Source organism: Paraburkholderia sp. JPY465, from assembly GCF_050436725.1.
Lineage (GTDB): Bacteria > Pseudomonadota > Gammaproteobacteria > Burkholderiales > Burkholderiaceae > Paraburkholderia > Paraburkholderia youngii.
In genome coordinates, this window is the sequence record NZ_JBNDMT010000003.1 from 2,678,623 (window position 1) to 2,701,066 (window position 22,444).

At 60.1% G+C, this 22,444-nt stretch carries 13 protein-coding genes, 2 pseudogenes and 1 other annotated feature; of the genes and pseudogenes, 3 read left to right on the forward strand and 12 right to left on the reverse strand.

The annotated features are described in order from the left end of the window. Positions 1-154: 154 nt before the first annotated feature. Positions 155-1,288: pseudogene (locus QFZ94_RS27040) on the forward strand (recombinase family protein); the annotation flags it as partial. A gap of 519 nt (positions 1,289-1,807) precedes the next feature. On the opposite strand, the pseudogene QFZ94_RS27045 reads toward QFZ94_RS27040, so the two are convergent. From QFZ94_RS27045 to QFZ94_RS27060, 4 genes and pseudogenes are all read right to left on the reverse strand, one after another. Then, positions 1,808-2,530: pseudogene (locus QFZ94_RS27045) on the reverse strand (reverse transcriptase domain-containing protein); the annotation flags it as partial. Between the two features lie 109 nt (positions 2,531-2,639). Further along, entirely contained in the window at positions 2,640-2,798 is a 159-nt protein-coding gene (locus QFZ94_RS27050; protein WP_429456375.1) for a hypothetical protein, read from the reverse strand. A gap of 273 nt (positions 2,799-3,071) precedes the next feature. After that, positions 3,072-4,952 carry a polysaccharide biosynthesis protein gene (locus QFZ94_RS27055; RefSeq protein WP_176109369.1) on the reverse strand — a complete coding sequence of 627 codons (1,881 nt, stop codon included), beginning with the start codon at positions 4,950-4,952 and terminating at the stop codon, positions 3,072-3,074. Positions 4,953-4,963: 11 nt separating this feature from the next. Beyond that, positions 4,964-5,986 carry an MraY family glycosyltransferase gene (locus QFZ94_RS27060; protein WP_368585889.1) on the reverse strand — a complete coding sequence of 341 codons (1,023 nt, stop codon included), beginning with the start codon at positions 5,984-5,986 and terminating at the stop codon, positions 4,964-4,966. A 256-nt stretch (positions 5,987-6,242) separates the two neighbouring features. Between QFZ94_RS27060 and QFZ94_RS27065 the strand changes: the two genes are divergently transcribed. Next, positions 6,243-7,358: a glycosyltransferase family 4 protein gene (locus tag QFZ94_RS27065; protein WP_368585888.1), complete on the forward strand. Its 1,116-nt coding sequence runs from the start codon at positions 6,243-6,245 to the stop codon at positions 7,356-7,358. Between the two features lie 207 nt (positions 7,359-7,565). Here QFZ94_RS27065 and QFZ94_RS27070 read toward each other — a convergent pair whose 3' ends face one another. The 5 genes from QFZ94_RS27070 to QFZ94_RS27090 all read right to left on the reverse strand — a co-directional run bounded on the left by QFZ94_RS27070 (position 7,566) and on the right by QFZ94_RS27090 (position 14,286). After that, on the reverse strand, positions 7,566-8,936 hold the full coding sequence (locus QFZ94_RS27070; RefSeq protein ID WP_429460708.1) for a DUF7024 domain-containing protein: 1,371 nt from the start codon (positions 8,934-8,936) through the stop codon (positions 7,566-7,568). A 131-nt stretch (positions 8,937-9,067) separates the two neighbouring features. Continuing rightward, positions 9,068-10,063, reverse strand: a complete 996-nt coding sequence (locus QFZ94_RS27075; RefSeq protein ID WP_368585886.1) for an FkbM family methyltransferase — start codon at positions 10,061-10,063, stop codon at positions 9,068-9,070. Positions 10,064-10,195: 132 nt separating this feature from the next. Beyond that, positions 10,196-11,433, reverse strand: a protein-coding gene (locus tag QFZ94_RS27080) for an IS3 family transposase (protein WP_429458928.1) whose coding sequence is annotated in 2 segments (ribosomal slippage) — positions 10,196-11,130 and positions 11,130-11,433 — 1,239 coding nt in all. Because the reading frame shifts where the segments join, the coding sequence is not laid out codon by codon here. Then, positions 11,027-11,143 (reverse strand) — a sequence feature (AL1L pseudoknot). Its footprint overlaps the gene before it by 117 nt. A 335-nt stretch (positions 11,434-11,768) precedes the next feature. Continuing rightward, positions 11,769-12,929 (reverse strand): IS30 family transposase, encoded by a 1,161-nt coding sequence (locus QFZ94_RS27085; RefSeq protein WP_429455971.1) that lies wholly within the window; start codon positions 12,927-12,929, stop codon positions 11,769-11,771. Further along, positions 12,856-14,286 carry a DUF7024 domain-containing protein gene (locus QFZ94_RS27090; RefSeq protein ID WP_429460710.1) on the reverse strand — a complete coding sequence of 477 codons (1,431 nt, stop codon included), beginning with the start codon at positions 14,284-14,286 and terminating at the stop codon, positions 12,856-12,858. Before QFZ94_RS27090 ends, QFZ94_RS27085 begins: the two co-directional genes overlap by 74 nt. 322 nt (positions 14,287-14,608) lie before the next feature. Between QFZ94_RS27090 and QFZ94_RS27095 the strand changes: the two genes are divergently transcribed. Further along, positions 14,609-16,069: a hypothetical protein gene (locus tag QFZ94_RS27095; RefSeq protein WP_429460712.1), complete on the forward strand. Its 1,461-nt coding sequence runs from the start codon at positions 14,609-14,611 to the stop codon at positions 16,067-16,069. Between the two features lie 88 nt (positions 16,070-16,157). Here QFZ94_RS27095 and QFZ94_RS27100 read toward each other — a convergent pair whose 3' ends face one another. The 3 genes from QFZ94_RS27100 to QFZ94_RS27110 all read right to left on the reverse strand — a co-directional run bounded on the left by QFZ94_RS27100 (position 16,158) and on the right by QFZ94_RS27110 (position 22,431). Continuing rightward, a complete protein-coding gene (locus QFZ94_RS27100) occupies positions 16,158-17,117 on the reverse strand; it encodes a UDP-glucose 4-epimerase family protein (RefSeq protein ID WP_152850826.1) in 960 nt (319 codons plus the stop codon). 169 nt (positions 17,118-17,286) lie between these two features. Then, positions 17,287-18,426 (reverse strand): glycosyltransferase, encoded by a 1,140-nt coding sequence (locus tag QFZ94_RS27105; RefSeq protein WP_429460715.1) that lies wholly within the window; start codon positions 18,424-18,426, stop codon positions 17,287-17,289. Positions 18,427-18,636: 210 nt separating this feature from the next. Further along, complete coding sequence (locus QFZ94_RS27110; protein ID WP_429460717.1) at positions 18,637-22,431, reverse strand: glycosyltransferase; 3,795 nt, start codon at positions 22,429-22,431, stop codon at positions 18,637-18,639. Between the last annotated feature and the right edge of the window lie 13 nt (positions 22,432-22,444).

Below are 22,444 nucleotides of genomic sequence, written 5' to 3' on the forward strand. Positions count from 1 at the left end.
TCGCTTTCGAGCCGAACCGCTATTCCAGCGAACAACTGGAGAAGGCCTATGATCAGCTCAGTCCGATTGATGCCCGAAGCACGAGGCGCGCATCGGATGCAAGGCCAGCAACGGCGAAAGCGATGAAGCGAGGGAAACGATGAGCAACGTTGCCATGGTCGCGCTTTACGCGCGCGTGTCATCCGAGCAGCAAAGCAAACGCGGCACGATAGACAGCCAGATCGCTGCATTGAAAGAACGAATTCAGGCCGACGGGGCGCAGATTGTGGAGGACATGTGCTTCGTCGATGCCGGGGTGAGCGGTGCAACGCTGGTCAGGCCGCAATTGGAGCGCCTGCGCGACGCCGCCGCGCTCGGGACGGTCGATCGGCTGTACATCCTCGCGCCAGACCGCCTGGCGCGCAAATATGCGCACCAGGCCCTGTTGATGGAGGAATTCTCCTCGTGCGGCGTACAGGTCGTGTTTCTCAATCATGCAATTGGCACGACGCCGGAAGAATCACTGCTGCTGCAGATGCAGGGCATGATAGCGGAGTACGAGCGGGCAAAAATCGCAGAGCGTCACCGCCGCGGCAAGCTTCACGGCGCGAAACGCGGTACCGTCAACGTGCTATCAGGGGCGCCTTACGGCTACCGCTATATCCGAAGACAGCTCGACGGGACGCCAGCCCGGTACGTCATCGAACTGCCGCAAGCCGCCACGGTGAAAGCGATCTTCGAGTGGGTCGGGCTGGAGCGCCTGAGCCTCGGAGAAGTGATACGTCGGCTTGGCGAGGCCGGTACCGTGACGGCATCGGGCAAGCCGTACTGGGACCGCAGCGTGGTATGGGGCATCTTGCGTAATCCGGCGTACATGGGGCGGGCTGCGTTTGGCAAAACGCAGGCGTGCGATCATCAGGTGCGCGTGCGTGCCCAGCGTCACAGCGCCTGCGTGCCCAGGAAACCGTATTCAGCGAAACGCGCGGACCGGCAGCAGTGGATCGAAATTCCGGTGCCAGCAATCGTCAGCGAAGCACTGTTCGAAATCGTTCAGGAGCAGCTTGCCGAGAACCGCAAGCTGGCACGCCAGCGCCGGGATAATGCGCCGCTTCGCCTGCTGCAGGGGCTCACTGTTTGTGGGCAGTGCCGTTACGCCTACTACGCGAAGAAAGTGAGCAAGTCGGCGGCCAAGGGACATCATCGAGACTATGCCTATTACCGCTGCGTTGGAACCGACGCCTACCGGTTCGGCGGCGAACGTATCTGCGACAACCTGCAGGTACGGACAGACAAGCTCGATGAGCTGGTATGGCATCAGGTTGTGGAATTGCTCAGGCATCCCGATCGACTGAAAGAAGAGTATGAACGTCGACTCGACGTGATGGAGCGTAGCGAAAAGCGCGGCTTCGATACCGGCAGTCTGGAAAAGCAGCGGCTTCAGCTCCAAAAGAGCAAATCGCGACTGATCGACGGCTACTCCGACGGTATCATCGACAAGGCTGACTTCGAGCCAAGGATGCAGCAGTTGAAGAGTCGGCTCGCACAGATTGAACAGCAGATCCAGGAATCACGGCGCCACGGCGCGATGCAAAGCGAGCTGTTTCTCGTCATTAACCGGCTTGAGGAGTTTGCAGCCGCCGTCACTGAAAAGCTGGATGCGATTGATCTTGAAACGAAACGCAAGATCGTTCTGGGCCTGGTCAAGCGCGTAGAAATCCACAAGGACGAGATCGTCGTCGTGTTCCGTGTCGATCCGCAACCGCCGGTTCGCGGCAGCGAAAATTCGACCGACTCAGACGCAGGAGAGAAAAGTATGCAACATTGTAGGCGGCGTAACCGGCCCGCCCTGCGGCGTGCCCTGTTCGCGCTGCTGAACCACACCGCCATCCATGATGCCGCTCGTCAGATACGCCCGGATCAGCCGGATCACCCCGGCGTCCCCAATACGTTTCTGTAGACGGTCGATCAGGATGTCGTGGTTGACCCGGTCGAAGAACTTCTCCAGATCAACGTCCACCACGATTCGCCGGCCCGACTGCACGTACGACTGCGCGGCAAGCACCGCATCGTGCGCACGCCGTCCGGGCCGGAAACCATAGCTGTGCGCGCTGAAGGTGGGGTCCAGAACCGGTTGCAGCACCTGCAGCAGCGCCTGCTGGATCAGCCGGTCCGTCACCGTCGGGATGCCAAGCTCGCGCTCGCTTCCGTCCGGTTTCGGGATCGTCACCCGCCGTACCGGGCTGGGCCGGTACGTCCCCTTCAGCAACTGTTCACGGATCGCCGGCCACGCCGTCACCAGATGGCGCGACGTCTGGTCAATGTCCAGACCGTCCACGCCAGCGGCTCCCTTGTTGGCCCGTACCCGTTTGAATGCCTGCTTCAGGTTCTCTCTCGTCAGCGCCGCCATCAGCAGCGCTGACCCTGTGTCCCCGGATTCATGGCGCGGGCAACAGGCTTCGTCGCTCACGGGCATAGACGCAGCTTCACCGCGTGTGCCTCCCGCTCGCCCCGCTTGCACGGGCTTCTGACGCAGTACCTGTCGCATCGACATGACGCTGGACACTCCTTCCCGTTTGGCCCTTCGTCACCAGCTTCGGACTCATCGACCTGTCCTGTGACTACTACGGCCTCTGCTGACTCCTCGCTCCGGCTCGACGCCGTCACCCTTTCAGGCATGAGGCGAGGCCTCCCCAGGTAAGAACGCACTCCTTCATCGCACAACCGCCGCATCTACGCCACTTCACCTTGGTCACGAGAGCTTCGCGGTTTTTCGCCCGCTCGCCCTGCTCGGCAGCGCCTTCTATACGGTTCTTGTTCATCGGCTCGCGATTTACGCTCCACGCTTCCTCCCCACATCCGGTCGCCCTCGTGCAGTTGCGCTTCACTTCATTCGCTGTGACCAGCTTATGGCGGGACTTACACCCGCAGGAATGCGCCCATGCTGGGCGCACAAAATAAAAAAGCCCCAGCAACTCTGCTGGGGCTCTTATCGATAAACATCCAACGGCCAATTTCAACGGGTCGAACGACCCGCATTCGCGGTTACTGATTCAAGGCTTCGACTACTCCGACGACTCGCGGCAGCGGAACGCCTACGACACCCGCGTCGCCGGCGCCACACTACGCAGCGTCGTCGCCGTCGCCGGCAGATACTCCGGCACCCAGCGCCGCAGATCGCGCCGCACTTCATCGTCAGCCGGCACGCGATGCTGCATGAGCCACGGCAGCAGGTTATCGATCAGGCTGTCCGGCACTTCGCGCGCCTGCGCGATGCGCAGCTTCGGGTGCGGCGTGCGCGTGGTGGTTTCGTCGTCGGCGAGCAGTTCTTCGTAAAGCTTCTCGCCCGGGCGCAAACCCGTGAACACGACCCGAATCTGCTCTTCGGTGAAACCGTACAGGCGAATCAGATCGTGCGCGAGATCGGCGATACGCACCGGCTTGCCCATGTCGAGAATGAAAATCTCGCCGCCGCGCCCCATGCTCGACGCCTGCAACACGAGTTGCGACGCCTCCGGAATCGTCATGAAGAAGCGTGTGATTTCCGGATGCGTGACCGTCACCGGTCCGCCGCGCGCGATCTGTTCCTGGAACTTGGGAATCACGCTGCCCGCGCTGCCGAGCACGTTGCCGAAGCGCACGGTCTCGAACTGCGTGCGCCGCGCGCCCTGCTGCTGCAGCGCCGAGCACGCCATCTCCGCGAGCCGCTTGCTCGCGCCCATCACGTTGGTCGGGTTGACGGCCTTGTCGGTCGAGATCAGCACGAAATGCGCGACGTCGTGGCGGATCGCCGCGCGCGCGACGCGGTACGTGCCAAGCACGTTGTTGCGCACCGCCTGCCAGGTGTTGACCTCTTCCATCAACGGCACGTGCTTGTAGGCCGCCGCATGAAACACGATGTGCGGACAGTAGCGCGCCATCACCTGATCGAGCAGCAGCGAATCCTTCACGTCACCGACGAGCGGCACCACCGACACTTCCGGATACTTGTCGCGGAGCTCTTCGTTCAGGCGGTAGATCGAGAACTCGGAGATGTCGAACGCGACCAGTTGCACCGGACCGAAACGCAGGATCTGCCGGCACAGCTCCGAGCCGATCGAGCCACCCGCGCCCGTCACCATTACGACGCGGTTTTTCAGCAGCGCGGCGACGTGCTCGGTGTCGATCGTCACGGGGTCGCGGCCGAGCAGGTCTTCGAGATCGATCTGCCGCACCCGCGACAGGAACGCCTGGCCTTGCGTGAGCGGCGTGAGCGCGGGCAGTGTCATCGCGCGTACGCCGGCGCGCACGCACAGGGTGGCGATGCGCCGATGCGCCTCCACCGACGCCGACGGCACCGCGATGATCACGTGCTCGACCTTCAGCTCCGTGCAGATTTTCTGCAGATCGCTGATCGCGCCAACCACGCGATAGCCGTAGATTTCACGGCCCTGCTTGATCGGATCGTCGTCGAGCAGACCGACGAGGCGCCATTGGCCCGAGCGCTTCAGCTCGCGCACGAGGTTCGCGCCGGCATTGCCCGCGCCCAGCACGAGCACCGGCTTGCCCTGGCCGACCAGCCCGCCGTAGCGATAGAACTCCTTGGCCGCGCGATACAGCGCGCGTGAGCCGCCCATGGTCAGGAACAGCAGCATCGGCGACACGATCAGCACCGAGCGCGGCACCACCGGCGCCGGCTGCAACAGCGCCGAGCCGATCACGACGACGAGCGCGCCGACGCCGATCGCCTTCGCGATCCGCACCAGATCGGGCAGGCTCGCGAACACCCACATGCCGCGATAGAGGCCGTAGCTGCGAAACATCACCGCATAGATCAGCAGCACCCACACGAGTGCATGCAGCCCGCTCGACCAGAACGGCGCGGGCACCGGTCCGTTGAACCGGATCACATAGGCCAGCAGCCAGGCCATGGCCACCGCGCACAGGTCGAACGCAAACGCACTGAACGAAAGCCATCTGGCTTTGAAGCTTTTCATTGCGCAGAACCTCAGATTGGCCCGGAACGGGACACATGGCGCCGCCAGCGGCGATCAATACACAGCCCCGCTATGACCAGCACGGCAGCCCATGCGACGACAACCAGCCATTGATACAGAAGAGCGAATTGTAGCGCCCAGACAGCAAGCATTATGCCCGCCGCCATGAACAAATACCAAATCCACGCGGTCGATGCGTGCCCCAAACCCGACTGCACCAGTCTTTGATAGTAGTGTTCACGATGCGCCTGCCAAAATTTTTCACCGCGCAGCAGGCGCTTGAGCAGCGTGACCGACGCATCGCCGATGAATGGCGCGAAGCACAGCGCTGGAAACCACACCGGCCAGACGCCCTCGCGCCAGCCCCAATAGCCGAGCGCGCCGGCCAGAAAGCCGAGCGGGATCGAGCCGGCGTCACCGAGAAAGATGCGCGCTGGGTGAAAGTTGAACAGCAGAAAACCCGCGGCCGTGCCTGCGACGATCAGGCTCGCCGTGGCGAGCGCAGGGTCCGCGTGCCTCGACAGCGAGGCCGCCACTGCGTAGCCGCCGAAACCGAACAGCGCCATGCCGCCCGCCAGGCCGTCCGAGCCATCCATAAAGTTGTAGAGATTGACGAGCCACACCAGTAGCACCGCCATGCATGCGAGCGCCCACCAGGGCACGTCGGCCGGATAGACGGCGATCAGCGCCGCCACCGCCGCCGCATGGCCGCCGAAGCGCACGCGCGCTGGCAGGCCGCGTCGATCGTCGATCTGCGAGAGCGCCGCGAGCAGCGCCGCGGCAAGCGCCGCCAGCCACAGCGACGGCGCCGCGAGCACGATCAGCAGCACCGCGACCGGCACGATGCCCCAGCCGCCGACGCGCGGCGTCGGGCGCGTGTGCAGCGAGCGGTCGTTGGGGATGTCGGTGGCGAGCCGCCACGCGAGGCCGGTGCGCAAGAGCGTCCACAGGATCGCGGCGCAGGCGGCAAGTGCGGCGACGGCCCACACGAGCAGATGGAACAACGGGCAAGTGGTGAGTGCAGCGACTGGCATCGCCTTTTGTGGAAGCCAAAAGCTTAGAATTCTAAACCACCGCGTGTGTGCCGGCAGTCTGCATGGGGCAGCGCCATACGCGAGTCTTCCAACTGTGGGTCGCTCCGACGCACTTCGCGCCTGCGGTGTTACCAGACTGTACGTGCGACGCAGTCGCTTGGCCCTCCCGGCAACCAACCAAGGATGTCCTGGAACCCGGTATGATCGGAGCCCCAATTGAACCCTGCCTCAGAGGATGAATGTGAGCATAAATCAGGTGTGGATTGAAGTCTCACTTCTGGAGCACTGGGGACCAAAACCGCACGGCATCCCGCGCGTCACGCAAAACATCTTCCTGCAAAGCTTGCGTCGCGACGATGTGCGGTATTTTTACTACCACCGCACGGAAGAATCGTTCATTGCCATCCGGGACGTCGCGTACTTCAAGCGGCTTGCCGCTGGAGACGAACCGTTCAACGCGGACCGCTGCCCCGCAGGTCACCCGCTCACATCGCAGCTTGCGGAAGGCGATCGGATCTTCTTTTGCGAAGTCGGCTGGGACCACGCGCCGTACTATGGTTGTATGGCCGAATTGAGGCGTGAGCACCCGCGTACGATCTTCGAGTATCTTGTCCACGACCTGATCCCGATCAAATCGCCGATGTTTTTCGAGCAGGAATTCGGCAACCGTGCGGCTCAATTCCTCAGGTTGCTTCCGACTGTCGTCGACCGGTACGTCTGTGTATCGGATAGCACAGCCCGCGATGTGCGCAGCATCCTGGCACCGCGGGCCGAGACGGTCGTGATGAAGAGCGGCAACGATATGGGCCAGACGGGCGTCGCGCCGGACATCGACCGGCCATATGTGCTCAGCGTTGGAACGATAGAGATACGAAAAAATCATCTGCTGCTGTACTACGTCTGGCGAAAACTTGCGGCAGACCTCGCTGAACGCTGCCCAAAGCTGGTTCTGGTAGGTCGCGCGGGATGGCTGGCGAGCGATCTCGTCTATCTGCTTTCGCATGACCCGCTCGTCAAGGATCTGATCGAGATCCGTCACGGCATCACGGACGAACAGCTGGTCGGCTTGCTGAAAGGCTGCATGTTTACGGCATTCCCGTCGCATGCCGAAGGATGGGGTTTGCCTGCGAGCGAAAGCCTGTTTTACGGCAAAGTATGCGTCACCTCGAACAACACGAGCCTTCCGGAGATCAATCCGTTCCCTGCGCTGATGTTCGACTCGTACGACACGGGCCAGGCCTATAGGGTGATTCGCGGTCTGATCGACGACCCCGAACGACTGAAGGCCTATGAAGCGCAGATTCCACAGTGGTTCGAGCGACAAACGTGGGAAAAAAGCTTTGACGAACTCTTTGGCCTAATCGAAGCATAGTCGTCTAAAGCAAGTGCAACTCGGCGTCGCCTCATGGAGGACCGACGTAAATCCGTTCGGCAACGCGTTCGCCCGCGCTGGCGCATCGGGCGGCGCGCGTTCCGCGGGATCGGCTGCGCCTACTCGGTGAAAGAGGACTTGCGGTCATGCTTCTCCCTTGCGCAACCAGGACAGCCAAACGGCCTCTCGCAGCGCTCGCAGAGTGGATTATCGCGGCATGATAGTTAGCGATTCGATGCCGATTCCGATGCGGCGGGGATCTTCGATGCCGAGCCCAGGCAGATCTTTCGGCCGGCAAGGATGGGGAATGACGAACTCCAGCGCATTTGCGTCCACATCGTTGAAGCAAAATTCATAGGTCGTCGCCTCTTCGATCGGCGCGAGCTTCTTAGCGGACGTCTTTGCGCCGACGCGTACCTGCAGGTCTTTTCTCACGTTGGGACCGAAGACGCTCTTGAGTTCCAACCTGAGCGCAAAGTCGCGTGGCAGCTTGTGCGTAAATTCAAGCTTCACGATATCGCCGATAGTCCATCGTCCCCAACTTTCCGCTACCGAGAGTCCCGAAAACGAGGAGACATAGGCTGGCATTCCGTCGATGGATAGAGCTATTCCATCCTCCAGCGCAGCGGCATAGCGGCTCCCGTTATCAATCGTCCGATTGACGGTATTGAGAGGCTTTTGGCCAATGACGACTTGAGAAAGCGGGAGCGCGTCGACACAGCTGAACGTTTCGATGGAAAGCCCGAAATCGTCGAATAGCCGCTTGATATACGCACGCGTAAATCCCAATTCGAGCCAGCCCCAGCGGCGCATCGCCCGCAAGGACTCCCCGTCGAGGCGCGGCCCCCAAGGATAGGGAAGCAGCGAGTTCTCCTGTTCAAGGATAGGTTCCGCCGCCAGTATTATCTTTGCATCGAGCTCCAGGTGATTAATGAGCATTTCGCGCAGACAGTCTCGATGATCGATGACGTGATGGAACGACTCGAAAAAGATAACCGCGTCGTACTTGTAGTTTGCAGTCCTGGACGCTAACCATTGGTCCAATGTTTGCGCGATGACGTTTGGCGGCTCGGGATAGTGCTTCGTTGCATCGCGAATGATCTTGCACTGCAACTCGTTCGGATCGAGAGCGTCGACGCGATATCCCATGCGCGACAGATTCGTGGTCAGCGAACCCACACCGCAACCCACTTCAAGAATGCGCGCGCTCGGCGGAAGGTTGGCGACCTTGATAAGAAACCCATATGCAATCAGCGATATACCCACGGTCCCTGCGGATTTGGTACCCCAAGGATACGGCCAGTCCCGTTCATGCTCCGGATTGAGGTTCGCGTCCGGCAACCCTTCGAGATGGGCGTCATGCGTCCGACCAATGATTTCCTCGTGTACCGATTTCACACGGGCAATATAAGTATCGGAAACCGGGTCGAGGCGTTTCATTTCAGAAAGATCGCCACTGGGTGAGATAGAAAACGCCGCCAAGCGCCGAATGAGATCAGCATTATCCTGAGCAGCATGCTCGACATCTGCAAGCATGCGATCCAACTCTGCGAATTCGGCTTGATTAAAGAGAGTCATGGGTGCTCCTTTCTGCTCATGAGTTAAGTCGCACGGACGGCGGGTTCTATTCAGCCATTCAGAACGCCGCACGGTCTTCGCGGCGCCCCGCTCATTCGGCACTCGCGCTGGAGTTGCCGGCGCAGTCTGGTCTATTTCCGAGCGAGCTTTTCTTCAAGTGCCCAGATCAATCGCTCCTTGTCATTGACGACCTTCTCCAGCACTTCGGAACGGTACTCATAAATCCTCGCGCGTTCTTCCGCGGCTTTCGCTCGAGCGATCAATGCATCGATCTCATGCGGCAAAAGCCCCGCCCACGCTGGCAAATGGGCAGCGCGCCGCTCCTTGTATCGTTCGATGGCCGTAGCGACGCGATCCTTGTCGAACCCGGCAATGAGGTTGGTAAATTTGTTCTGCGTCAGGTGCTCATGAGCGACGTAATAGGCGACATTCTCGACGCGCATATCGCACGCTTCCAAACCGTGGATGGCGTAGATGTAAGGAAAGATGGAGAGGAGCCGTTCGCGAAAATCTGGAATAGTCATTCGTCGAAACATGGAAAGACACCAGTGATTCATCTCCATGAACACCAGAGGCTTGAAAGTTTCGAGGGTTGCGCGGGCGCCTTCGAAGACATCGAGCTCGAAACCCTCGACATCGACTTTCATCGCGTCAACACGCGCGAGGCCCATGGATTCGAATGCTTCGTCCAGACGATAGACCGGCACAGTGTCTACGAAATGGATGCCGTCGTTGATCGAGAACTTGTCGGCAACGAACGATCCAGCCAGGAAGTCAGGATTTCCCTGCATTTTCAATTCGCCAGCCTGCGCGCCCAACGCGAAATTAAGACGCGACACGTTAGTCACTCCAGCTGCGGACAGGTTTTTCTCCAATAGCTCGAAAGTTCGAGGCACAGGTTCAACGGCGGCAATCTTGCCGTTTGGGCAGAATGTAGAAAAAGCGATGGACGTAAATCCGATGTTCGCGCCTACGTCGATAACATGCGACTCGTTGGTAACCAGGGAGTGCAGCACGTCGAGCGTCGCCGGCTCGAATGTGTCGCCCATGCTGGTGAGATAGCCGCTGTCGCCAGTAATGTCGAAAATGGCATCAACAATGCGTACCTTCCTGCTTTGTAGACTCATTTGCAATCCTGAGGTGTAAGTATTTGTATACGATCAGAGCTAGACAACGATTCTCTATAAGCAGAAGCGCAAATATGGCGTCACCCGAAGTCCTGAACCGCCCCGGGTTTCCCGGAGACTATTTTGCTTGAGTCATGCCACGGCGGCAGACCCAGCGAGATTTGCATAATAAGCGGCTTCGGCCTGCGCGGGTGGAATGTTGCCGATGGGGCCGAAGAGCCGACGATTGTTGAACCAGTCCACCCATTCGAGCGTCGCCATTTCAACGGCCTGCAGATTGCGCCACGGTCCGAGGCGATGGATGACCTCTGCCTTGTACAAGCCGTTGATCGTTTCAGCCAGTGCGTTATCGTAGGAGTCGCCCACGCTGCCCACCGACGGCTCGATGCCCGCCTCGACCAGCCGATCCGTATAGCGGATCGATACGTATTGCACGCCGCGGTCGCTGTGATGGATCAGCCCGTCCTGCTGCGCCGGCTGTCGTTCGTACAAGGCCTGCTCCAGTGCGTCCAGAACGAAGTCCGTGCGCGCCGAGCTCGACACGCGCCAGCCGACAATGCGTCGGGCGAACACGTCGATGATGAACGCGACATAGACGAAGCCCTGCCAGCTCGATACATAGGTAAAATCTGAAACCCACAGCGCATTGGGCCGTTCGGCCGTGAATTGCCGCTTCACCAGATCCTTCGGGCACGGCGTCGAACCATCGCTCACTGTCGTACGTACCGTCTTGCCCCGCACCACGCCGCGCAGGCCCATCTGCTTCATCAGCCGCTCGACCGTGCAGCGCGCCACGACAATGCCTTCGCGCTTCAATTGCGTCCAGACCTTGTCTGCGCCATAGACCTGGAAGTTTTCTTCCCACGCGCGCCGGATCTCATCCTTGAGCATCCTGTCACGCTGGGCCCGCGGCGGCACCAGGTCAGGATTGGCGCGGCGAGCCACATGGGTGTAGTACGTCGACGGTGCGATTGGCAGCACCCTGCAGATCGGCTCGACCCCGTAGACGTGCCGGTGATCATCGATGAACGTGATCATCACTTCGGTCGGCGGTCGAGCTCCGCCTGTGCGAAATACGCTGACGCCTTGCGCAGGATTTCATTGACCTGCCGAAGCTCACGTACTTCCCGCTCCAGTTCCTTGAGCCGATCCTGCTCCTGCGTACTCGTGCCCGGGCGCAAACCCCGATCCCGCTCCTCCTTGCGCACCCAGCTACGCAGCGTCTCGCCCGAGCAGCCAAACTTCGCCGCAATCGACGCGATCACTTTCCATTGCGATTCCCGGTCGCCTTGATGTTCCAGCACCATTCGCACAGCCCGCTCACGCACTTCCGGCGAGTATCTTGGGGATTTCTTCTTCGTGTTTTCCATAGCTCCATTTTCTCAAGAAGTGGAGTCTCCGGAAAACCCGGGGCGGTTCATCCCCACGCACCCGCCCGGCTTTGACATAGACGCGATCCCGTGACTCGAGCGGTACTCAACGATGAAATCGGCGAACGAGACTGCCACCATCTGTTGCCGGAGGTTTGGGCGTCGATCGCCGATACCATCTTTGCGATGATGTGCACGTCCCCTCGCCTGCAGTCAAAAGCTTTTCTCCGCACCGGACGATTCGCTACAGTTCGCGGAACGCAATTGAGCGAATTCCGACTCCGATCTGGCGGGCGTCCTCATTGCCCCACTCTGGCACTTCTTTGGGGGCGGATTCAACCGGTCGATGCAATAGTTTGGTTAAACCGCTCGGCTGGCGTTTCGTAATTCAGTGTCTTCCTCGGACGTTCATTGAGCCGTCTCGCCACAGCATTGAGCCTAGTCTGTGAATACACCGACAGGTCGGTACCTTTCGGGAAGTATTGCCTCAACAGTCCATTCGTGTTCTCGTTCGACCCACGCTGCCAGGGATGTTGTGGGTCGCAGAAGTAGACGGCAATGTCCGTGGCAACAGTAAAGCGTTTGTGGCTGGCCATCTCAGTGCCGCGATCCCAGGTTAGCGATTTGTAGAGTTCCTGGGGCAATTTGCAGGCATGTTTGATGAGCGCATCGGCAACCACCTCGCTGTCCTTGCTGGCAATCTTCACCAGCATCACATAGCGTGTCTGGCGCTCGACGAGCGTCGCAATCTGGCTGCTCCCGCTGCCGCAAAGCAGATCACCCTCCCAATGTCCCGGCACTGCGCGGTCCTCGATCGTGGCTGGACGTTCGCTGATCGACACCGTGTCGCGGATCCTGCCGTGGTCGCCCGTCTTCTGCGTGTAATGGCGGGAACGCCGCATGACCCGGGTACGCCGCAAATGTTCGAGCAATTCCTTCTTCAAGACACCACGGGCCTGGATGAAGAGACTGCGGTAGATGGTCTCGTGTGACACGTGGTAATCCTCGTTGTCCGGGTACGCGCGCCTGAGCCATCCCGCGATCTGCTCGGGCGACCACTCCAGTTGAAGTTTGTCTGCCACGATGCGTGCCAACATCCGGTGTTCGACCAGCTTACAGACTTTGGGCCGCTGCGCCCGATCCCAGGCAAGCTGATCGGCGTGACTTGCCCGATAGCCATCCTGCCCACTGTTGCGTTTGATCTCGCGGCAGATGGTAGAGGGAGCCCGCGCAAGCCGACTGGCGATTGACTGGATCGAATCGCCAGCAACAAGCGCGCTCGATATCTCTTCCCGCTCGGCTAATGTTAGCGCCAGCCGCGAACGATGTCGCTTTGCCGGCGGGATTCCACCGGCTTCGCCGATGATCCGCTGCACGGACGAGTGGTGGCGATCGAAGAGCTGGGCGATATGCTCGAGAGACTCACCCTTTCGCCAGCGCTCCCACATCAGCGCTTTCTGCTTCTCGCTGTAGTAAATCCGGTGTCGCTGTTTCATTTGCAACACTCCCGCCGCTCATGCAGCGTTCATTGTGTTGCATCGACCGGTTGAATCCGCCGGGTCTGCCTGGACACGGGATCAGCAGCGTCAGCATCTTTGTCTTTACGTCACGAAACCTGAACGAATATGACTTTTTGTCTTCTACCATCCTTAGAGTCTCGACCTGAGACTTCTGGTCGATCACTACAGTGAGGTACTTGCCGACATTTGGCCCAAAGACTTGATGAAGTTCGAGCAGTATTTCCACGTTTGACGGTAACTGCTCGTTAAACACCAACTCAACGCGAGAGCCGACCGTCCATCGCCCCCAGTCCTCCCTGAACGAGAGGCCAGAGGCCCATTTGAGGAAGCTTGGGAACCCTTCTGCGGCGAGATTGAACCCCTCTTCGATCGTAGCCTTGTAACGACGAGAGTCGTCTTTCAGTAGAACTTCACAATATGGACGTTGAATGCGGCGCGATCCGACGACGATTTGCGATAACGGAAGGGCCAGGTCCGTTTCGAGACGCTTATATTGCATGCCAACCCGAGCCAATAAGTCTTGCAGATACCTTCGTGTAAACCCGAGTTCAAGCCGCCCCCATTTGCGCATCGAGCGCAGTGATGCGCCATCCAGACGAGGCCCCCAAGGATACGGGAGCAGCTCGGAAGTGCTCGGAAAAATTGACTCTGCGGCAATGATGATTTTGGCGTTATCTTCAATGTGCCCGTCTCGCGTAAGCTTCTCGAGACAAGACTTGTGATCCATGATACGGCGGAACGATTCAAAAAAAATCACTGCGTCGTATTTATAGCTTTTTTGGCGTTTATCGATCCAGTCGTTAAGCGTCGACGCGATGACATTCGGCACGAATGGCAGATCCCTGGTCGTGGCGACGACCGAATCGCATTGCGCGAAGCTCGGGTCCAGCGCGTCGACTCGATATCCCTTACGCGCCAGATTCCAGGTCAGCGAACCCGTACCGCAACCGACTTCGAGGATGCGTCCGTGACGCGGGATGTCTGCAACCTGGATCAGGAACCCGCATGCGATAAGCATCGCAGCAACCGACTTCGGATGTCGGGCATCCCATGGATACGGCCCCGAACTTTCACCTTCATGGTTCGACTGACGCGTGGCTCGCGGCTCCAAAGTATGCATTTGACCCACGATCTCTTCGTGAACTTGGCGAATTTTCGTCAGGTACTCGTCGGAGAAGGGATCCATCTCGTTCAGCGTACGAAGTTCGCCGGCAGCTCTGATCGAAATCCTCGCCAAGCGGTCCTGCAGGTTGACGTCACGAGTGGCTCCGTTCTCGATGGAGGCCAGAATCTCGTCGATTTCTTTCAGTTCTCCCTGGTCGAAAATTGCCATAGAATCCTCGGAAAGTTAATGGACCGTTGCCTGGTCGGCATCCCGGCGCGGCCTGAAATAAGCCAGCGGAATACTCAATGGCGGAGCACGAAAGGTAGTTTTCGCGGTCAATCAAGCTGCATATGTGCTATCGAAAAGTTCGTCTCGCAACCTTACCTCAAAAGGTGTGTTCATGGTTCGCAGTCGAAACCGTTGGGGATATTTACGCTCGCCAATATATCTATCCGCATTCATTGTCCTCACGGTAACGTACTTTTCGCTGTTTCATTTTTTGGCACGAACCAGCGATGACGTGAACTCGTTGTTGGCAGCCCGAGACATAGTGCTCGGCAATCCTCTGCTTCGCGGTTGGGAATTCCCCCCCGACCCATTCTATTTCACGGATTTGCTTCCAGAGGGTGTGTTGACTCTCTTCCTGGGGTTAACCCCTCGAATCCTGTTTATTTTTCCAGCGATGGTCTGGGCAGCTGTTGTCTGCTCCTGCATCTGGATGACCGGTCAGATCACCCCGGATAGCCGATGGCAACAGGCAGCGGTGTTCGTGTGCCTGGGACTTCCAATCGTCATCGACGACCACTCGATGCGTGTTCTCGGCACCGCACCCACGCACATCACGACGATCCTTCTCGGGGCAGGTCTGTTCTGGTTCGCGTATCGTCAATGGTGCGCGCCACAGCTTTCGAAGGCAATTTTTTTTTGGCTGGCGTTGCTCGCGTTCATGGGGAGCTTCAGCGACCCCTTTATCGTATCCGCCGCGATCGGACCCGCAATCGTGGTTTGCGGATTGCACTGGCTCGCTGCAGTCAAGCGCGACAAATGTGTCTGGGTCGCCGCTTCACTGGCGCTCGGCCTCGTCATTGGAAGGTTGGCCATTGCGGTGGTGGCAAAGGTCCACGGCTTCGCGATTTCGCCTCAACCTGCGGCCTTCGCGGATTTCGAACGGCTTTCGGGTAACTTCGCACTAGTGACTCGCGGCTTGCTGATGATCTTTGGCGCGGACTTCACAGGCAGACCGCTAGCTCCCAGCGGCGGCATGAGCTTCAGAGAGGCTCTGGCCGCGACGCCGGCTACGATGTTCGCTCGCGTCGTATTTCTGGTCGCCGCGATCGCTGGTAGCCTGCTGATGGTCAGACGCATGTTCTCCGGCAGGCTCGAGCAGCTCAGAAACACAGACTTTCTATTGATGTGCTTCGCGTGGTCTAGCGTCATCGCCATGCTCGCCGCGCTTCTCAGCGACCAGATGCAGAACCTGACGTCGTATCGCTATCTTTTGCCGACGTTGGTGTATGGATCGATCGTAGGTGCAAAGCTGCTTGGCGGCAGCACTTTGGGACGATTGCTAATCGTTGCTGCCGGCATATTGTCGGCCGGATCGTTTTGGGGAACGCTCCATGTAGCGCGTGAAAACCCGACTTACTTTGGCCCTGCAATCCAGGGTCTTGCAGCGTGGCTTCAAGAGAATCGCTTGACTGACGGGTATGGGCCATATTGGTCTGCCTCGTCGACCACGCTCGCGTCAGGCAACTCCGTGCGTACGCGCGCCGTAATAAAAGGTGCGGATGGCTTGATCCGGCCATACTTGTGGCTATCGCGGCACGAGTGGTACGGATCTCCCACCGGGAAGCGATTCATCCTCGTCGACACGGTTAATCCGGACAACTACACCACAGCCGATGTTATCGCGCAGTTCGGCCAGCCCTCTGTGCTAAAGCGCGTGAACGGTTACGACATACTCATCTATGCCGACCCGGACTCGCGCCTTTCTCAGCTTGTGGCCAAGTGATGCCGGACGACGGATGGCGGAAAAAAATGTCGGCCGTTAACGGGAGCGCTGGGAAGGTGGTGGAATCGAGATTCGCCAGCAGCGATTTTCAGCGCGTCGCCCGATACCATGCTGCAGTTTGCAACAGTCCTTGTTCGACAGTGTGCGGCGGATACCAGCCGAGCGTCTTACCGATGTGCGAGCTATCGAGCCGTAACTCGCCGATCAGCCGGTCGACTTGCGCGGAACGCCCGCTAATCTTGCCCAGCATGCGCAGGACGCTTGGCGGCACAGGCACGAGACGGCACGGCGCGTGAAGTTGCGTCGCGAGCATGCGAGCCAGTTCGGCGACGCTCAAATCGTGCCGGTCCGTCACGTGAAACGTCTCCCCCGCCGCGCGCGGATCGGTCACGGATTGGACGATCGCATCGGCGAGATTATCGACGAACACGAGGCTGCGCCGCGCGGTAATCGCGCCAAGCGGCAGTGGAAGACCTCGGGATATTGCATCCATCAGCTGCAGGAAATTCGCCCGCACGCCCGGCCCATAAACCAGCGGCGGGCGCACCACGACCACTTCCAGTCCGCTTTCACGCGACAAGGCGAAAAGCGCCCGTTCAGCTTCGAGCTTGGATACACCATAAGGATCGCATGGGGCCGGCTCGTCGCTCTCGCGCAGCGGACGGCCCTCATCGCGTTCGCCAATCGCCTTGATACTGCTAACGAATACGAACCGGCGCGCACCGGCGTGGAGCGCTGCCTTGGCAACACGCAACGTCCCTGCAACATTGGTCTCGCGGTAGGCGGCCAGTGGATCGGTACTGGTGTCGCGCATCATGTGCACTCGCGCTGCCAGATGCACCACCGTATCGGGAACGAGCGCCGCAGGCCAGCGACTGCCGACCTCCAGGAAGTCACTGGTTTCGAGAACCCACTCGCGCACTCCGTCGCAAGTAGTGCCCGGCTGGCGCACGACGCCTGTGACGGCGTCTCCGCGCTGCAGGAGAGCACGCGAAACGGCATGACCGACGAAACCGTTCGCGCCAGTGATGAGTACGGTGTGAGTCATGGTGGAATGCGCAAAATAAGGTGGTCCGGCACGAACCTCTGCACGCCGTAAGGTATGCGCGGGCTATGATCCGCGCATCGGCGTCGTTTCGGCCGGCAGAACAGTTCCGGGTTCGGTGCGGATGCACCCGATCGAACAGCAACCCATACGCGGTCTCTCCCGATCCGGTTCACACTCGCTCAGCGGTCGCTACCTGGTCGTACAGCCGTCGGTACGCGCGGCCTAGGGCGGGCGCTGAACACAACCGCTCATAACGGGCCCGCGCCGCCAGTCCCATCTGTCCAGCCAATGTTTCGTCGGCGAGCAACTGGCAAGCAGCCGCGGCGAACTCACGCGGAGATTCGGGCGGAACGACGAAACCAGTCACATTGTGCTCGTTCACAAACGACGTGCCCGAACCGACCTCACAGCAAACCATGGGTTTGCCGAACATCGATGCTTCGACCAGCACCATCCCGAACGCTTCCGAGCGGAGGTGCGAAGGCAGGAGCATCGCACGGCACCCCTTCAGCAATGCGATTTTCTCTTCTTCGCTGACCTGGCCGGCAAAGATGACATTGGAAGCACCGACATCCGCCGCGAGTTTCTTCAGGTTTTGCATCTCTGGCCCCGATCCCGCGATTACCAGGGTTGCCGGAATCAAGGGCGCGGCTTCGATCAGCGTGTGCAAACCCTTGTAGTAGCGCAGTACACCAAGCGAAAGAAAATACGGTTTATCGCCGAGTGCCATGCGGGCGAGCGTTTGCGGTCCGCATCGCTGGGCGAAATCGCTGTTCGCGTAGTCGCCGATCCCTAGCGGTATGACTTGCAGCCGCTGCGGCGCGACCAGCGAAGCCAGTACGGTGCTCGATTTCGCGTAAGCCGGCGAGGTCGCGACGACGGCCGACATCGAAGACAACATGCGCGCCATCAACGGCCCGTATATGGAGCCGAGGAAGCGCTGACGGACGACATCGGAGTGATACGTCATGACGGCGGGTTTGCCGCTGCCGCCCATCATGCGCAACACATCGCCGAACGGCCAGGGGAAATGGAAATGCAGAACGTCGGCCCAGTCCGCGAGCCTACGATACTGCCGGAACGCATCGAGACCGCCAAGATCGCAAGACGCGGGCGCCGCCCATGATTTGGATCGAATCACCTGCCCTTCTGCAACCGTCAGTTCGCGCGGCACAGGCTGAGGTGAAAGCGTAAATATCTTCGATTCGACGCCGCACGCCTTCGTCGCCAGGCTGATTTGCCGGATCGCCTCCTGAAGGCCGCCAGGGGGATCGGGAAAATAAGTGCGGTATATATGCAGCGCCTTCATACGGCTTCCTTCGCGCGGCAGACACGCATGGTTACGGAGCGCTCCGCGCTGGGCGTCCGATTCCGTCGTCGCGTGGTCTGGTGGATTTCGTCGCCCAGCCGGTAAAAGAGCGGGCTCGTGGATTCGCGAGAACGTGGCCGAGCCCGGGCAGCGTTCTCCACCGCACGGTCACGACCGGACATCCTGTCGCGCAAGACTGCCGACATGCGGCTACGCGCGTTGCTGCAATTGCGCCGCGGCCAGACGAGCAAAGCGTTGTGCGCTCAGCGCCCACGTGTCGAATGTGAGACGACGCGGGTCCGGCACCTTGCCTTGCGCGTGCAATTCGAGCCAGCGGTGAATGGCCTGCTCGAGATCCGCCGCCTGCGTGCCGGTGAAATAGAAAGCCGCGTCGCCCGCGACTTCGCGAAAAACCTCGATGTCACGCGCGATCATGGGAAGACCGTGCTTGGCAGCTTCGATCAGCGGCAAACCGTACCCCTCACCTTCCGACGGCGATAGCAGGCAGGATGAAACGGCATAGACCCGTTCGAGATATTCGTCGCTGATGCCTTCCAGCCAGAAAAGGCGCTTGCCGAGTTCCGGGGCGTTGCGGATCGCCTCGACCGTCGCGGGAATGGTGCGCCGGTCGCTGGCAGGCAACGACTTCCACCCCTCGTAACCGACGATCACGAGATTGACGTCCACCCCCGCCTTCCACAGCTGCTCGAAAGCCTGAACCGCCTGCAAGTGCCCTTTGCGCGGTTCGATCGTGCCGACCATCAGAAACGTTGGACGCAGCTTCATCTGCTCCAGGGTCGCCTCCGCGTCGTCGGGCAGACCCGAGCTCGGGAACGATGCGTTGACATCAGCACCGTGATGCGACACCAGCAGGACCGGCTTGCGCGCCTGCGACGCATGGTGATCGGCCAGCCATTGAGCGACGTCTTTGCGCACATGTTCGGAGATGCAGAAAAGCATGTCGGAGTTAGCGCAGATCGTCGCAGCCCACGTCTTATGCGTGTCATGCGCCCACGGCGGGAAAAACTCGGGACGGGTAACTGGCAACAGGTCGTGTACAACGAACCCGATCTGGGCTCCCGCTGAGCGCCAATAGTTATACAGACCGTTCCCAGCCGCGGCAGCGACACCGTCCGAGTACAGGTCGAGCGCGATCAACGCATCGCCTCGTGCGGGGATGACGAGCTCGTCGATCGGATCGACAAGCTCGTAACCGGGCTGCTTCGACAGGTACGTCTGCGCCTTCCGCACGCGCCAGCGGCCGTTTTCCTGATTCAGATACACGGGAACGATGTTGTAGCCGTTCGGCGGGGTCACGAGCAACTCGCGCAGCAGCGAGCGGGCCACGCGCTCGATGCCGGTCTTCAGATCGTTGCGAGCGGTCGCCGAAATATCCAGGTAGATGCTCGGCTTGACGGGCGACGCAAGCAGATTGGTGGCGACCTGCACGCTATGGCGGTCCAGCGCCGCGGAAGGCGGGAACTGACGCCAGAACCGGGTCGCGGTCTGCTTCGTCTGCTGAAGCGCCCGCGTCTCGTACACATGCTCGATCACCGCCGCATAGCCAGCAGTGGTCTTGTGCGGCTCATGATTGTCGTAGATGTACTCTTTCGCTCGTGCGCCGAGCCGCTCGCGCAGCGACGCGTCGCGCCACAGGCGTTCTAGCGCGGCGACGAGATCGCCGGTCTTGAACTCGTCGTCGAGCTTGATCAGCGTGTCATGGGGATACTCGGCCATTGGACCGTTCGCGTTCACGATCAGCGAAACACCATGCACGAGACAGTCGAGCACGGTGCGGGACGTTTCTCCACGCGAACACGTGCGCAACTGTACCGCCACGTCGACAACCGACAGATAGTCGACGAACGACTCGTGGTCGACGAACCCCGTGATGGTGATGCGCGATGCACCTTCACTGCGGCTGATCGTCTCGTCGATGCTGAGGCCGTAGTCCGACTCTTCGCGGCCACCGACGAAAATCAGTTTGCAATGCTTGTCCTTGACGAGCGCCGAACGATCCCACGCTTCGAGCAACGTGTGATTCAGCTTCGTGAAGTCCATGAAGCCGAACGCGCAGACGACGAAATCGTCACTGGCAAGGCCGAGCTTGCGTCGTGCCTCGTTTCGCCGCGTGGTGTCGACAGCCGCTCGATGCTGACGGACGACGCGCATCTTGCCCATGAACGCTTTGCCATAGAAACTGCCGGCGAGTTCACGACTATAGTTCGAGTGAACGATCACCCCGAGCGCGTTCGACATCACGTCCACGCTGCAGGGCCACTGACGCTTCGCGGCCTGGCCGCCTTCGCGCGCATACTGCTCGAGCGCGCCGTAGCCATGCGAACGGACCAGCGCGTGCTTCATCGCGTCCGGCTCGCGACCGGTCATATCCATCCAGAGCACCAGCGAACTCAGATAGAAGTCGTGCGCCACGACAACGCCGGGATAGCGACGCATCAGATCGAACATGTGTTCGTGGAATGGCGAATTGCCCATCTGATACACGACACGATCGAACAGGTCCGCGTTTTGTTCGAACCACGCGATAGGCTTGACGTCGAAGATCTCGCCCGCTGGGCCGGGCAAAACTTCATCTCCCTGCTGATCCGAAATCACAGTGATTTCATACGTCTCGCCGAGCGTCGGCAATAATTCCGACACGTAATCGGCAATGCCCGTGCGTTCGGGCGGCAGCGGCGACACCATCGCAAGGCGTGGCCGACCCACCGGCGTCGCGGCACCGGGCTGCCCGGCACCGCGCCGCGCATCGTGTGCACGACGTTCGAGTTGCGCGGCCACGCCCGACTCGATCGCGCGCAAGGCGCGCTGCGCCGTCTTGTCCCACGAAAATTCCTGTGCCTGCTGAAGCGCGCTTGCGCGCAGAGACTGGCGGAACGAGTCGTCAGTAAGCGCTTTGGTCATCAACTCGCGAAGCTGCGAAAGCGACGCCGGATCGAACATCGCGTCTTCGCGCCCGATGACCTCGGGTACGCTCGTCGCATTCGAGCCGAGTACCACCGCACCGCACGCCATCGCCTCGAGCGGCGGCAGCCCGAAGCCTTCATGAAACGACGGAAAGACGAACAGTTCGCATGCCCGATACAGCGAAAGCAGGTCCTGGTCCGTTACATGCCCCAGTACGCGCAGCTGATCCGGTTCGAGCCCGACTTCCGCGGCGAGAGTCTCGATCTGTCTGATCCGCTCTTCGTCGGCGCCCCCGACGAGGACGACCTGACGCCCGTTGCGCAGCTCGGCCGGCATCGATGCGAAGGCCCGGACGAGTTGCGCAAAATTCTTGCGCGGTTCGAGATTACCGGCGCTCATGACGAACCGTTCGGCAAGACCGAACTTGTCGCGTAGCGCAGCAAGTTCGCCTGGCGCAAACCCTCCCGGTGTGAACATACTGTCGCAAGCTGTCGACATGTTCACAATTCGGCCTTCCATCTCCGGCAGTGCGCCAAGGCACTCCAACCGCGCGTAATCCGAGATCGACAGAAGCAGATCTGCGCGTCTTAGCGATTCGATCTTGAGATCGTAGTAATTCTTGTAGTGAGCGGGCCAGTGAGGATCCGGATTCAAATAGGGAATCAGATCGTACAAGGTCACGGCCGTGAATGGACCATCCCCGAGCAAGCCCACGGAAGTTACCGCGTCGTCGACGAAACCTTCGAACAGACTGGTGAGGAACACCGCGTCCGGATTGATCGACTGGATCAGACGCTCGCGGGCCAACTCCGCCAGACGCGCGCGGGCCTCGTTAGCCGTATCGAATGCGGCAACAGGACCTTCAGCATCGAAAACGATGATGTCTTCGGCAGGCACATCGGCCTGCAGCTGCTGGCGCAGCTCGTCGAGTCCTTCGGTGTATAGACCATTAAGCAGCAACTTGATCGAATGGTCTCCGCGGTTGCGTAGCACACCCTTGACGAGCGCGAGCGAATAGCGACCGATACCACGAAAACGGCTGGCCGATTGACAACCTTGAAGGTCTAGTACGATTTTCACAGTTATTTCTTCG